The organism is Streptomyces sp. NPDC005566 (assembly GCF_040605575.1).
In the GTDB taxonomy this organism is placed as follows: domain Bacteria; phylum Actinomycetota; class Actinomycetes; order Streptomycetales; family Streptomycetaceae; genus Streptomyces.
This window is the reverse complement of record NZ_JBEXDB010000015.1, coordinates 18202-33267: the sequence shown is the minus strand read 5'-3', so window position 1 is coordinate 33267 and position 15066 is coordinate 18202. Positions and strand designations below refer to the sequence as shown.

Sequence of the window (15066 nt, the reverse complement as noted above, 5' to 3'; positions counted from 1 at the left end):
CCGGCGTCGAGATCCCGGAGCGCGAAGCAAGCCGACGGGGCGTCACATCTGTTCGCCGCCGGTGCGCAACAAGCAGCAGCACCGCGTCCTTGACGGCAGGCTCGTGGCCGGCCCTCTTGCGCAAACCGGAGTGCCGGCCCCGCGGCACGTGCCCGCGGCCCCGGGTGCTCGCAGCGCGGTCCCGGGTGCTCGCAGCGCGGGGCGCTGGGACGTAGGTCCTATTCTGACCAGGCCGGTCCCATGCGAGGCTGAGGCAGCGCGAACAACACGTCGGGGGCCGTTCCCGGGATTCAGGTTCGGGTTCATTCCTCAATTCCCGAAGGCCCGCCGCCGGCCGTCAACCGGCCGCTCCGGCCGATCGCGTCCATGCATCCTGTGAACCGTGAGGACGATATCCATGTCCGGCGCAATTCTGTTCCTGAACCGCTGGCCCTTGTATGAGGACGAGCGGCGCTGGGAGAACCGCCTCGCCGCTCCCGAGATCGTCTTCTGCCCGGAGACCGACCGCGTCACCTACATCTGCGACGAGGGCGGCCTCAGCGCAGTGCCCGCCGACGCCGAACAGGTCCACGTCGTAGCGGACTTCGGTGATCTGGAGGGTGTGCTGGGGGTCGTCGACGCCGTTGTCCGCGACGAAGGCCCCTTCGACCACGTCATAGGCTTCTCCGAAATGCTCCTCGACCTCGCGGCGACCCTGCGCGAGCGGTACGGCATCCCGGGCTCCGGCACCGAGGAGACCTCCCGGTTCCGCGACAAGACCGTCATGAAGGAGACCCTGTCGCGGGCAGGCCTTCGAGTGCCGCGCTGGGCGTCCTGCCGCACCGAGGACCAGATCCTCGGCGCCGCCGAGGAGTTCGGCTACCCCGTGATCGTCAAACCGGTGCGGGGAGCGTCCAGCCAGGGTGTGCGCGAGATCGCCTCGGCCGAGGAACTGCGGGCTTTGTGCGCAGAGCAGAGCCTGCACGACCTCGAGATCGAGGAGTTCGTACAGGGCGAGATCCTGCACGTCGACGGTGTCCTGGACGCCGCGGGCAAACCGCTGTTCCTGTGTACCTCGCGCTACATCTCCACCTGCCTGGACTTCGAGGTCCTGGGCGAACCGCTCGGCTCCGTCTTCCAGACGGACCCCGCGGTGCGCGGCCGCTGCGAGGACTTCGCCGTGCGCTGCCTGAGCGCGCTCGGCCTGCGCAGCTCCGCCTTCCACCTCGAACTCTTCGACACCGGCGACGAGCTGGTGTTCCTGGAGGTCGGTGCCCGGGTACCGGGCGCTGATGTCCCCTACGTCATCGACGACGTCCACGGCGTGAATCTCTTCCGGCTGTGGGTCGACGTGCTGCTCGGCCGCCCGGTGGACCCGCCGCTGCCCGACCCGGAACTGAGCGGCGGCTGGCTGATCATCCCAGGCCCCAGGCCGCTGCCCCAGAAAATCACCTCAGCCACCTCGCTGCTGGGTGAAGTGCCCTACGTGTACCGGGAACTGGTGCCCAGGGCCGGTGAGGTCCTGGTCTCCCGGCCCGGCTCGTACGCCACGCTCCAAGGCGGCCGTTTCCTTTTCCGGGGCGGTACCCAGGAGCAGATCGAAGAGGCCGTGCGCCAGGCGCGGGCGCAGTACCGCCTGACGACCGAGCCTGCCCCGTAGGGCGCCCGAACCATCTCATGCCATCGGCAACCGAACCGTCGAGTCCGTGGAGGAAGACGTGGATCAGAGTCATGCGAAGCTGGCCGACAAGAACTTCGTGCTGTTCGCCGAGGGGTGCTTCGGACTCTTCACGAGCAAGATCGCTGCCTCGCTGATCCGCTACCGCGGGGACCGCTGCGTCGCCGTGATCGACAGCCGCAAGGCCGGCCAGACCGTCCAGGACGTCCTCGGCTACGGCGGTGCGATCCCGATCGTCGGCCGCGTCGAGCAGGCGCTGCACCTGCACCCCGAAGTCATGATCATCGGTAAGGGCCTGCATTCCGTCGAGCTGCCCTCCGGCTGGAAGCCGCACATCCTCGCGGCCGTCGACAACGGCCTCCACCTGATCAACTCGATCCACTACCGCCTCACCGACGACGCGGACATCGCCCGTGCCGTCCGCGACAAGGGCATCACCGTCTGGGAGACCAAGGACGCCCCGACCGTGCCGCTCAACCGGGCCCGCGTCCTGGACCTGGACACCTGGGTCATCCACACGTGCGGCAGCGACTCCAACATCGGTAAGAAGACCGCCGCCCTGGAGATCTGGAACCAGGCCAACCGCAGCGGCATCTCCACCGGCTTCGCCGCCACCGGCCAGAGCGGCATGCTGATATCCGGCCATGGCATCGCCGTCGACGGCGTGGCGGGCGACTTCATGGGCGGGGCCGTCGAACAGGTCGTCCTGGAGGCCGCCGCCGGCAACGAATGGGTCGTCGTCGAGGGCCAGGGTTCCCTCAACCACATCGGGTTCAGCGGCGTCGCCCTCGCCATCCTCCACGGTGCCCTGCCGCACGCCCTGGTCTTCTGCCACCGCCTGGGCGCCGAGCGCACCAAGGTCTGGGAGACGCCCATCATCCCCATCCCCGAGCTCATCCGCATGAACGAAGAGCTCACCGTCTTCGAACGGCCCGCCAAGGTCGCCGCCGTCAGCGTCAACAGCGTCGGCTTCACCGAGGAGGAGTACCGCCGCGAGGCCGAGAAGCTGGAGGCGGAGACCGGACTGCCGGTCGTCGACCCGGTCCGCGAGGGCGGCGCCGGCCGGCTCGTGGACATCCTGCGCGCCCACCAGCGCGAGACCGCGGACCGCCAGCCCGCCCGCCAGCGCTGAGGGCAGCCCCGCAACTGCGAGGAGATGCACAGATGAAGAGAGCAATCCTGCTCCTCATGCACCAAGGCAAGTCGTACACCGAGGAGATCGCCGCGGCCACCGCCGGGCTCGGCCTGCACCTGGTCGCCCTCAGCTCCCGGCCGCGCACGCCCTCGGCCCTTGAGGACAGCCGCCGCCACGTGGCGCACTGCGTGGTCGCCGAGGAATCCGAACTGAGCTCCGGCGACGTCGACAAGGCCGTCTCCGAACTCGCCGACCGGGGCTACCGGGTCGAGGCCGCCCTCGCCAGCTTCGAGGGCTACCGGCTGCTGATGGCCGAGCTCAACGAGCGGCTCGGCGCGCGCGACTGCGCCGAACCCGCGCTGCGCCTGTGCCTGGACAAGTACGAACTGCGCCGCTACCTCCTCGCCGAGGAACTGAGCGAGGTCGGTGTCCACCGGATCACCCCCGGTGTGACCCCCGAACTCGACCCGTCGGCACGCTGGTTCGTCAAGCCGGTGCGCGGCGCCTCGTCCTTCGCGACCTTCGTCCTGGACGACATCGACGACCTGGCCGACCTGCCCGCGATCCAGGAGCAGATGCGTGCCGACCGGTCCATGAAGGCGATCTTCATGGACCGCTACGACTTCCTCGTCGAGGAGTACGTCGAGGGCCCGGAGTTCAGCTTCGAGACGTTCGTCCTCGACGGCCGGATCCACCACCTGTGCGTCCACGAGAAGGCCCGCGTGGAACGCCTGGAGCGGACCACCCTGGAGGGGATGTCGGTCAGCCCGCCCGTCAGCCTGGACCGTGAACTGGTCCTGGAGGGAGCCGACCACGTCACCCGCTGCCTCACCGCGCTGGCGGAGCACGGGCTGACCGCCGGCGCCTTCCACATCGAGGTCAAGTACTGGGAGTCGAAGAAGCGCTGGGAGATCATCGAGATCAACCCCCGGATGGGCGGCAGCCTCATCAACGCCAGCGTCCAGACCGTCACCGGGCACTCCCTGCTGGACCTGTGGACCGAGTCCCTGCTGCTGCCCGACGGCGAGCGCGACGCCTTCCACGACAAGCTCACCCGCGCCTCCCAGCTGGAGGCCCTGCGCACCGGCGCGGCGACCCGGGCGACCGTGTTCCTCAGCAAGTACGGGGACAAGGGGCGCACCGTCGACGCGATCGGCTTCGACCCGCCCACCCGCCCGCCCCGGATCCTGCGCATCCACGTGGCGCAGGGAAGCGAACTCGAAGCGTCCGACCGGGGGATCTGCCTGATGGACGCCCTGTGGGACGTGGCGGTGGACGACCTCGACGCCGAGACCGCCTTCCTCGACCGGCACGCGACGGACCACTTCCACGTCCGCTACCGCTGAGCGCGCCCACCCGGTCCCCGAACCTCCCCACCCGTTTCGCCCCCGCGAAGAACCCCTGAAGAACGTCTTCTTGCGAACCCTCTTGTGAAGGAGAACGCGATGAACCGCGTGCAGAACACCGGCATCAACCACCCGAAGCCGTTTTACAACGAAGAGCAGAGCCGTCTGAAGAAGGCCGAGCTCGACCGCTACATGGACAAGAAGATGGCGGAGTGGAAGGACACCGTCCCCTTCGCGTCCCACCTGACCGAGCCCGAGCTCCACCAGGCGTACTACCGCCGCACCCTCATCGAGCACGTGTGGCGGATCCGCCTCTCCCGGGTCAGCCAGACCAAGGCCATCTACAAGATCGCCCAGGTCGCGCCCAGGGCCGCCCGCGACTACGCCCAGTACCAGGCCGACGAGATGCTCCACGACAAGCTGTACATCAGCGACGCCGCGGCCGCCGGCGTCACCGAGGAAGAGATCCTCGCCACCGAGCCCTACCTCTCCACCCGCCTCCTGGAGGGCTTCTTCTACTACACCCTGGAGCACGAGTCGGCCCTCGCCCCGGTCGTCTCCAACTACCTGGTGGAGTACACCCAGGTCAAGCTCCAGCCGGCCATCGTGGAGAACCTCCAGAAGCGGCTCGGCAAGGAGAGCGTCAAGGGGCAGGCCGCCCACCTCCACGTCGACACCACCGAGGACCACTCCCAGGAGATGTGGGACATCCTCCACCAGCTGATCTTCAGCGAGGAGGACTTCCAGAAGGTGTTCAAGTACATCGACGACGTCCAGGAGATCCTCGCGCTGTTCTTCCGGGAGATCTACGCGGACACCTTCGCCAAGCACGCGGAGGCCACCGTGTGACCCGCCGGGCCTCCCGCACCGCCATGACCGGCGAACCATCCACAGCAGGCGGCTGACATCCGGCCGCGGGGGATGCGAGGGCATCGACGTACGCGGCAGGCCCGCCTGCCCCGGCCACATCGCCTTCTCCTTCCCCGCGCCCTCGGCAGGGTTCACGTCGCGATGCCGGTCGGGCGCCTTCGAGCCGCCGCGGGCCGCCGGGCAGCCATCGCCCGGCGGCCCCCGCACGGCCCCCACCCCACCCGACCGCACCCCCGCCGCCCAGCAGAGAGGAACCCCGCGCATGTCCGCACCCGACACAGCCGCGTTCGTCAAGGAGTACCAGGAGAACGGCTTCGCGGTCGCCGAGCGACTCTTCGACCCGAGCGAGGTCGACGAGCTCAACACCGCCATCACGCAGATCCTGAACGTCCCCGACATCGGCTCCGTCGCCGAAGTGGAGCCGGGCGACAACGGCATGGCCCGCCGGATCTGGTCGCCCACCAAACAGCACACCGCGTTCGAGCAGGCCGCCGCCCACCCCGCACTGCTCGACCACGTCGAGGCACTCATCGGCCCCGACATCCTGTTCCACTACAGCAAGCTCCACCTCAAGGCCCCGCAGGTGGGCAGCGTCGTGGACTGGCACCAGGACTTCTCCTACTACCCCCACACCAACACCGACCTGGTGACGGCCCTGGTCTACCTCGACGACACCACCACCGAGAACTCCGCCCTCCAGGTCATCCCCGGCTCCCACAAGCGCGGCCTCGCCGACCACTACGTCGACGGCTACTTCCGCGGCAAGGTAGCGGGCGCCGACGCCCCCGACCCCGCACTCGCCGTGCCCCTGGAGGCACCCGCAGGCAGCGTGGTCTTCATCCACTGCCTGCTCCTGCACTACTCCTCCACCAACAACTCCGACCGCTACCGCCGCGCCTTCCTGCCGGCCTACCGGGCAGCCGACGCCTACCCGATCCACTTCGGCGCGCACGCCGGCCACAACGAGCCCGGAGTACGGCTGCTGCGCGGCAGCGTGTCCGACACGGCACGCGTGGAACCCGGCACCTGGCGCCTCCCGCTCGCGGAGCGCCCCTTCGGCTCGCTCTTCCAGCTCCAGGAGGGCATCGACAAGGCCGAGACCGCCGCGACCACCGGGTACGCCACGCTGGAGGAGGCGAAGTGACAGCCCCATGAGCACGCCGGACGTGACGGTCGTCCGCGCCTGCCTGCGGGGCGGCGCGGGCGGCAGCCCCACGGCCGTCGTCCTGGAGGACAACAGCGTGCCGGGCGACCAGGAGCGCCGCCGGATCCCCGCCGCACGGGGCACCTCGCACGCCGTGTACATATCTCACGCCGGCGACACGGCCGAGCTGCGCTTCTTCACCGCGGAAGGGGAACTGCCCGCCTGCGGTCACGGCACGGTCGCCGCCCTCGCCTTCCTCACCGCGCTGCACGGCGGTGACGGGCCCTACCGGGCCACCCTGCGTGCCGGGGGGCGGCTTTTCGCCGGGCGGGCCGAGCGGGACGGCGAGCTGATCACCACCGCCTTCGACCCCGGACCCGTGGACCTGCGCGAACCCGCCGCAGAAGAACGCGCCCTGGTTCTCGCGGCCCTCGGTCTCACACCGGACGAGACCGCACCGGACGGGGCCGCACGGGACGGGGCCGCGCCGGGCGGGGCCGCACCGGACGTGCGGATCGCCGGCGTGGGCCGCGAACGCATCCTGGTGCCCGTCCCCACCCGGGCCGCGCTCGCCGGGCTGCGCCCGGACCTCGACCGGCTCAGGGCGGCCTGTGACCGGTTCGGCCTGCTCGGCGCGTACGTCCACTCGCAACCTTCACCCCAGGGCGTCCTCGCGGCCCGGATGTTCGCCCCTTCGATCGGCGTCGCGGAAGACATCGCCAACGCCAACAGCACGGCCGCTCTCGCCGCGCACCTGGCCGGCCGGGGCGTCCACCGGATCGCCGTCGACATGGGCGACGCCCTGGGCAGCCACGCCACCGTCACCGCCACCGCGGGAGCGGACCTGCGCGTCGAAGTCGGCGGCACCGCACGCGTCCTGACGGTGTAAAACCAGCAGATTCAGAGCGATCGGAAGGTGAGAACGTGGTCGTCAGTGGGTTGCCAAGCCAACCGCAGTCCGACTCCAACGAGCTGAGAGTGCACTGGAACTCGCCGCTCAGCGGGCAGCAGAAGGCGTCAGGGAAATACCAGATCGGCCAGCTCGACTTCGACGGCATCGTCGACTTCGCGCAGGAGGCGGACAGCCTCGGTGTCGACTCGCTCCTCATGGGGATCGGCAACCACATGCCCGATCCGCTCCCGATGCTCGGCGCCCTGGTCCGCGAGACCAAACGCGTCAAGTTCCTCCTCGCCTACCGTCCCGGACTGCTCCCGCCCACGCTCTTCGCCCAGGTCGTCAACACCGTCTCGTGGATGTCGGACGGGCGGATATCCCTCAACCTGGTCGCCGGTACCTCCCCGACCGAGCAGGCGTACTACGGAGACTTCCTCGCCCACGACGAGCGCTACGCACGCTCCAACGAATTCCTCGACATCCTCCACCGGCTCTGGCGCGGTGAGACCCCGCTGTCCTACGAGGGCGACCACTATCGCGTCAAGGACGCCCAGGTCGGCCTGGGATACAAGGGCGGAGGCCGCCCCGAGATATACATCAGCGGGGCATCGGAGGTGGCCCAGCAGACCGCCGTGGACCACGGCGACTGCTGGCTGCGCTACGGCGACACCCCCGAGGGAATGGCAGCGGCAGCGAAGTCCGTCCTGACGCAGGGCGGCCGTGTGGGAACGCGCATGCACGTGCTGGCGAGGGAAAGCCGTGCCGAAGCGCTGTCGGCTCTCGCCGAGCTGATGCGCGACCCCGACGAGGAACACCGCAAGTGGATCGCGAAGGCCGTGGCCGCCTCCGACTCCGTGGCAGTGGACACCTCCTTCCGGCTGGCCGAGTCCGCGGACTCCGACTGGCTCTCTCCCATGCTGTACTCCGGTGCCGTGGCCTACCGCGGTGGGCCGGCCCTGTGCGTGGTGGGCAGCTACGAGGAAGTCGCGGCGTACCTCTACGAATACAAGGCGGCCGGGATCAGCGAGTTCATCTTCTCCGGCTGGCCGACCCGGGAGGAGATGCGGATCTTCTACACCCGTGTGCTGCCGCTGCTGCGCGAACACGAACGCGCCGGGGCGCAACGCCTGAAGGCCAATCAGCTCCTCGGCTCTGAAGGACCGAGCTCGTAGGCGGGGGCCGGCACGCCGGTTCGCACCTTCCCGCTGCCCCTGCGGCAGAGCAGTCACCGGTCGCACCGGCCAGGCTTGGGGAGGAACCAAATCCGTTGTGGCACGGGCCCGCTGGCGAGCATCCACGCCGGGCGGGCCAGACGGCGCACGCGGACGAGGACCCCGGCGACGTGGGAGGCCGGCCCGGCGAGAGCGCACCGACAACAAAAGAAACGTATTTCCCGGTCCGTACGGTTGCTCCTCGCCGTGTCCCCGCACCTGGGGCACACGTGCGAGGGGCACAGTGCGCGTTCACCCCGGCGCACCGGCCCGGCGAACCGTGTACCGGGTGCGCCCTTCCAGCCGTTGCACCAACCAGGAGGAGTGCGTGCCCCGCTTCTTGACGACAGGGCCGTACCCGGTCACGGACACCACTGGGCTCCACGAGGAGACCGGGCACCCGGTGCGTGGTGCGACGGCCACGATCTCCTTGCCGCAAAGGTGGCTGACGTGTCCGGCGTGCCGGGTCTCCTTCTCCGCATGGCACCCGAACCATGCACACGCATAGGGGGAGTTCAGTGGAGCAGGCCCTGCGAGGCGAACCGGCCCCGATCGGATGGCGCGTCCGGGCCCTGGTGGCCGGCTACTCCGTGTCCGCCTACGGAAACTTCCTCAACCTGATCGCCCTGAGCCTGTTCACGTACCAGGTCGTGGGCACCGCCTTCGGCATCGGCGCGGTGATGGCGCTGCGGCTGTTCTCCGGCGTGCTGGCCGGCCTGGGCGCGGGCGCGATCACCACGGCCCTCGGCCCCCGCACGGTGATGCTCGGCGCCGATGCGGCGCAGGCTGCCGCGATGACGGTGCTCGCCTTCAGCGCCCGCGACCCCTCGCTCGCCCCGCTCCTGGGCGCGGTCGTGGTACTCGGCGCGGGCAACACCTTGTTCACGGTGGCGCTGCGGAGCGCCGTGCCGGTGATCGTGGGCCAGGACGAGCGGACACGGACCAACGGGCTGCTGGTGACCACGCGCTCATTCGCCACCGTCCTGGGCTTCGCCTCGGCCGCGGGCATCATCGCGTTCGGCGGGTACGGCCTCGCGTTCGCGGTGAACGCGGCCACCTTCGTCGTGTCGGCCGCGGCGGTGCTGGCACTACGGCCGCCCACCACCGCCGATGCCGATCCCCGCACCGGTGCAGCTGCTGAACCGGCACCCCCGCAGCCGGTCCTGCAGCACCCGCCGGGCGCCGGGGCCAGGCGGGCGCCGGCAGGGCTTCCGGGACTGCTGCTCGGGATGCTGATCCTGCGGGGCACCGACGCATTCGCCTCCTCCTCCCACAACGTGGCCCTGCCGATCGTGGCCGGCCTCACATCCCCGGACGACCCGGCACTGTTCATGACCGGGTTCTGGGTCGCCTGGGCCGTGGGCACCGCCCTCTCCCCTCAGCTGCTCAGACGTCTCGGCGGGGGAAAGGCCTACGGCCCGCGGGCGTTCGCACTCGCCACCGGCGTCATGTCGATCTCGTTCGTCCTCGCCTTCACCGGCCTCCCGGTACCCGCTTTGATCGGGGCGGCCCTCGTGGCGGGCCTCGCCGACGGTTGCACCGAGATCGTGTACGTCTCGCGCCTGCAGGCCGCACCGGAGCGGGAACGCAGCCGGCTGTTCGGCCTGTCGGCTTCCGCGGAGACGGCCGGATTCAGCCTCGGAATGCTCGGCGCCGCGGCTGCACTGGAGGGCTTTCCCGCACTCACCGTCGTCGCCGCATTCCACGGCACGGCCCTGTGCGGGGCGCTGGCCCTTTCGCTGTACGCCTTCGCGCCCCGCCACGGCGCGCTGCGCCCGCACCACCATCCGGACCTGATTCCAAGGCACCACCGACAGCTGAAGAAGGGACACACATGGCACGCGTAGGGGGGCAGGCCCTTTGCCGCGGACCTGAGCCGGAGCTCACCGCCAAGGACCCTCGCGACGCGGTGGACGCTCTGCTGCGGGCCGCAGCCGCCGCGGACGGGGCGGGAGTGGTCACTGTGGGGCCGCAGGACTCGGCTGCCACGCTCGCCTACCCCCAACTCCTTGATCTGGCACGACGGTACGTGACCGGGCTGCACGCACACGGGGTGCGCCCGGGGGACACCGTGGTCCTGTGCGGGCTTCCCCTTGCCGAGTTCTTCCCGGCCTTCTGGGCCTGTGTCCTGGCCGGGGCCGTACCCGTGGCCGTCTCCGACCCGCCCACCGCCGGCCCGGCCGCCCTGCAACGGCTCCAGCACACCTGCGCGCTGCTGAAGCGCCCCCTCGTCGTCACCGACACCCTGGGTGCGGCCGGCCTCACGGCCGCCGAACCGGACGGGCGGGTGGCGGTCGCAGCCCACTGGGCCGGGCACCCGCCGACCTACGAACACCATGAGCCCCAGGCCTCGGACACCGCCCTGCTCATGCTCTCCTCCGGCAGCACCGGCGCGCCCAAGGCGGCGCGGCTCACCCACGCCGGGCTCGCGGACTTCGCCGCCAGCACCCGCCGGATCCTGCCGGTACGTGCGGGCGACACCTTCGTCAACTGGCTGCCGGTGGACCACAGCGGGGCATTCCTGCTCTACCACGTGCTCCCGGTCTTCGCGGGCTGTACGAATGTGCAGGCACCGGCCCACAGGGTGCTGACCGACCCGCTGCGCTGGCTCGACCTGCTCCACGAGTACCGCGCCCAGCACGGCTGGGCGCCCACGTTCGCGTACCGGATGGTCGCGGACGCACTGGCCGAACGGCCGGATAAACAGTGGGACTTGAGCGCCCTGACCTCACTGGTGTGCGGCGGTGAGCAGATCGTACTGCCTGCCCTTCGAGCCTTCCTCGACGCCACCTCGGGCTTCGGTGTCCGCGAGGACCACCTCGTCCCCGCCTGGGGCATGGCCGAGACGGTCACCGCGATCACCTACGGCCGCCTGGACCGGCCGGGAACCGTGCACCGCCTCGTCAAGTCCAGCCTCGGCGGCGAACTGCTGAGCGCCGGCGAGGACACCTCGGACGACAGTTGCGTCACCTTCGTCGCTGCCGGATCGCCCGCCCACGGCACGACCCTGCGCATCGTCGACAGCCACGGGCAGCCGCAGAGCGGCAACCGCATCGGACGGCTGCAGGTGCACTCGCCGGCGCGTCTGACACCGGGGTACGTCGACAACCCGGGCGCCGATGCCGCCGCCTACCCGCAGGGCCACGACTGGCTGGACACCGGCGACCTGGCGTTTCTCGCCGGGGGCCAGGTCGTCATCACCGGCCGCCTGAAAGACGTGATCATCCTCAACGGGCACAACGTGTACGCCCACGAGGTCGAGACCGTCGCGACGGCGGTGGCCGGGGTGCACGCCGGTGAGGTGGCCGCCTGCGGGATACCCGACGCCGACCGGGGGACCGAGCAGCTCGCCGTGTTCTTCGTCGGCCGCGGAACCGAGGACGACGCCCGCATCGCACGCCAGGTGCAGGCGGAGCTCTTCACCCGCCTGGGCCTGACCGCCACCCATGTCCTGCCCCTCGCGCGGGCCGAATTCCCGCGGACGCCCGCCGGCAAAGTGCGGCGCAGCGAGCTGCGCGACCGGTTCGTCGAGAAGGGCCTGAGCCCGGGCCCCGGTGACGGCGGCTCTCCCAAGGGCGACGACGCACCGGGCCACGCCGTCGGGCGGGCGGTGCGCGAGGAGCTGGCCACCGTCCTCGGCCGCCCCGCCGGGGCGAACGTGCCCTTCTACGAACTCGGTCTGACATCCGTCCAGTTGGTGCGGCTGCGGGGGCGACTCGAAGAGCGCCTGGGGTGGGGGATCGCCCAGACCGTACTGTTCGAACACCCCACGGCAGCCGCGCTCACCACCCACCTCTCGGCAGCCCGGGAGGTTCCGGCCCAGGCGGCCCAGGCGGCCCAGGCGGCCCAGGTGGCCCAGGTGGCCCGGGTGGCCCGGGACCTCCCGGCCCAGGAGACGCAGCCGGCTCAGGAGGCTCAGCCGACGCAGGCGGCCCGGAGCGGCGGCCAGGACACGGACCGGCGCATCGCGGTCATCGGCATGGCACTGCGTTTTCCCGGAGCCGACTCACCGGAGAGCTTCTGGCAGAACCTGCACGACGGCATCGACTGCCTCACCGTCCTCGACGAGGACCAGCTGACAGCCGCGGGCCTCACCCCCGAACAGGCCAAGGCACCCGACCGCGTCCCGGTCGCCGGAATCCTCGACACCGCCCTGGACTTCGACGCCGACTTCTTCGCACTCAGCCCCAAAGAGGCCCGGCTCACACACCCGGCACACCGCCTCTTCCTGGAATGCTGCCATCGGGCACTGGAGGACGGCGGCTACACGGGCGCCCGGCAGAACACCAGGACCGGCGTGTTCGCCGGTACCGGCATGCACCTCTACGACCACCAGCAGGACGGACACCCCTGCGGCGAAGGACCCCAGCAGCCCGACGGCGGCGACCCCGTCACCGCCATGCAGCGCACGATCGGTCAGCAGCCGGACTTCGTCGCCTCCCGGGTCGCCTACCGGCTCGGCCTCACGGGACCCGCCATCGGCGTACAGACAGCCTGCTCCACCTCCCTGGTCGCCGTACACCTGGCCGGGCAGGCACTGCTGAGCGGTGACGCCGACATGGCGCTCGCCGGTGCCGCCGCCGTGCACCTGCCCCAGGAGACCGGCTACCGCAGCCATCCCGGCTCGATCCTGTCCCCCTCCGGACGCTGCCGCGCCTTCGACGCGGACGCCGACGGCACCGTCGGCGGCAACGGGGTGGCGGCCGTGCTGCTCAAGCGCCTGGACCGGGCACTGGCCGACGGGGACACCGTGCACGCGGTGATCCTCGGCTCGGCGGTCAACAACGACGGCGCTCAGAGGGCCGGCTTCACCGCACCCGGCGTGGCCGGCCAGGTGGCCGTCGTCCGTGAGGCACTGTCCCGGGCCGCGGTCCCCGCCGACACCCTCACCTACGTGGAGGCACACGGCACCGGGACGCCGCTGGGAGATCCCATCGAGTTCGAGGCGCTGGGCCGAGCACTCGCACAGGACACCGGGCGCACCGGGTTCTGCACGGTGGGCTCGGTGAAGCCGGCCCTCGGACACCTCGACAGCTGCGCGGGCATGGCAGGCCTGATCAAAACGGTTCTGATGCTGCGGCACCGCACGCTGGTACCGACCCTGCACCTGAACCGGCCCAACCCCCAACTGGCCCTGAACGGCGGACCCCTGCGCCTTGGCACCGAGCTGCAGCCCTGGACCGTGCCCGCCGGGACACCCCGCCGGGCGGGAGTCAGCGCGCTCGGTGTGGGCGGCACCAACGCCCACGTCATCCTCGAGGAAGCCCCCGCACCCCGCCCCCCGGCCGCACCCGGCCGGCCCGTGCTCGTCCCCCTCTCGGCGCGCGACACCGAAGCCCTGCAGGAGCTGACGGACAACATACGCACCCACCTGCGGACCTCACCGGACACAGCCGCCCCCGACGTGGCGGCCACACTGGGGCGCGGCCGTCCGCACCACACCGCGCGCCTCGCCGTGGTCGGCGCCGACGCCGGGGAACTCGCAACCGCCCTGGAACAACGGTCCGCCGCCCCCTTTCCGTCCGGGTCCTTGGCCTTCGCCTTCCCCGGCCAGGGCAGCGCTCGCCGCGGCATGGCCCGGGGAATCCACGCCGGGTTCACCGAGGCCCGCTCGGTGGTGGAGCGCTGCGAACGCATCTACGCCGAAGAGTTCGGCGGCACCCTGCTGCCGATGCTGCTCGGCGACGCCGCCGGCGCGGACAGAACCGCAGAAGGTGTGTGGCCCACCGAGGTGGCCCAACCCGCCCTGTTCGCCCACCAGGCGGCGCTGCTCGCACTCTGGCAGGCCTGCGGTGTGCGGCCCGCCGTCCTGCTCGGACACAGTGTGGGCGAGTACGCCGCGCTGTATGCGGCCGGAGCGTTCACCCTCGAGGCCGGGCTGCGCCTCACCGCCCGGCGCGGCCGTCTGATGTACCGCGTGTGCCCGCCCGGCGGGATGCTCGCGGTCCGGACCGACCGGGCGAGGGCCGAACACGTCGCCGCGGCAGCGGGCGTCGAGGTGGCGGCGGTCAACGGGCCCCGCTCGCACGTCCTGTCGGGGACGTCCGAAGCCCTCGCCGAGGCCGCGCTCCTGCTCGAGGGCGACGGCATCCGCCACCACACCCTCCCGGTCGACCGGGCCTTCCACTCGGCCGCCCTGGACACCGCACTGCTCGACTTCCGCACCTGTGCCGAGGAGGTCGCATACACACCTGTGCGCGTGCCCTTCGTCAGCGGTCTGGACGGCGAGGTGCGCCCCGCGGGCTGGAGCGTCGATGCCCGGTACCTGTGCGCCCAGGCACGCCACCCGGTCCGCTTCGACCTGGCCGTGGCCACGGCGGCGGACCGCGCCCAGGGCGGCTTCGTCGAGATCGGCGCCGGGGACACGCTCAGCGGCCTGGGCCGGCACTGCATCCCCGAAAGCCGCTGGCTGGCCGGTCAAGGCGGCGGCGACGACGCCACCGGCCAACAGCGCGGCACCCTGCACTCGCTCGGCGAGCTGTACCGCGCCGGGACGGACCTGGACTGGGAGGTCCTCGCACGCGGCGGAGGCCGGATACCGCTGCCGGGGCACCCGCTGCGACGCCGTACGATCGCGCCTCCCGCACCTGTGACGCAAAGGCTGCGGCACGCCACCGGCCCGGCCGGCGGCCCCCAGGAACCACCTGCGACCCACACCGCCGCCGTCGCACCCGTCGCACCCGCTGCACCCGTCGTACCCGCCGGGCACGCTGCACCCGCTGCACCCGTCGTACCCGCCGGGCACGCTGCACCCGCTGCACCCGTCGTACCCGCCGGGCACGCTGCACCCGCTGCACCCGTCGTACCC

The 15066-nt window shown here is 71.2% G+C and carries 9 protein-coding genes; all 9 read left to right on the top strand.

Features of this window, described 5'->3' with window-relative positions; translation table 11 throughout:
- Positions 1–397: 397 nt before the first annotated feature.
- Complete coding sequence (locus tag ABZS61_RS23270; protein ID WP_356424393.1) at positions 398–1639, top strand: ATP-grasp domain-containing protein; 1242 nt, start codon at positions 398–400, stop codon at positions 1637–1639.
- 58 nt (positions 1640–1697) lie between these two features.
- Positions 1698–2789: a DUF1611 domain-containing protein gene (locus ABZS61_RS23265; RefSeq protein ID WP_356424391.1), complete on the top strand. Its 1092-nt coding sequence runs from the start codon at positions 1698–1700 to the stop codon at positions 2787–2789.
- A gap of 32 nt (positions 2790–2821) precedes the next feature.
- The gene (locus ABZS61_RS23260) at positions 2822–4138 is read left to right on the top strand and encodes an ATP-grasp domain-containing protein (RefSeq protein WP_356424389.1); all 1317 of its coding nucleotides are present in this window, start codon (positions 2822–2824) and stop codon (positions 4136–4138) included.
- Between the two features lie 99 nt (positions 4139–4237).
- Positions 4238–4987, top strand: a complete 750-nt coding sequence (locus tag ABZS61_RS23255; protein ID WP_356424386.1) for an iron-containing redox enzyme family protein — start codon at positions 4238–4240, stop codon at positions 4985–4987.
- 283 nt (positions 4988–5270) lie between these two features.
- Complete coding sequence (locus tag ABZS61_RS23250) at positions 5271–6152, top strand: phytanoyl-CoA dioxygenase family protein (protein ID WP_356424383.1); 882 nt, start codon at positions 5271–5273, stop codon at positions 6150–6152.
- A 7-nt stretch (positions 6153–6159) separates the two neighbouring features.
- Positions 6160–7041 carry a PhzF family phenazine biosynthesis protein gene (locus tag ABZS61_RS23245; protein WP_356424380.1) on the top strand — a complete coding sequence of 294 codons (882 nt, stop codon included), beginning with the start codon at positions 6160–6162 and terminating at the stop codon, positions 7039–7041.
- An 89-nt stretch (positions 7042–7130) separates the two neighbouring features.
- Positions 7131–8219: an LLM class flavin-dependent oxidoreductase gene (locus ABZS61_RS23240; RefSeq protein ID WP_356424377.1), complete on the top strand. Its 1089-nt coding sequence runs from the start codon at positions 7131–7133 to the stop codon at positions 8217–8219.
- Positions 8220–8776: 557 nt separating this feature from the next.
- Positions 8777–10105, top strand: a complete 1329-nt coding sequence (locus ABZS61_RS23235) for an MFS transporter (RefSeq protein WP_356424374.1) — start codon at positions 8777–8779, stop codon at positions 10103–10105.
- Positions 10093–15066: beta-ketoacyl synthase N-terminal-like domain-containing protein (locus ABZS61_RS23230; protein ID WP_356424371.1), on the top strand; the 4974-nt coding region annotated here is incomplete at its 3' end. The genes ABZS61_RS23235 and ABZS61_RS23230, both read left to right, overlap by 13 nt.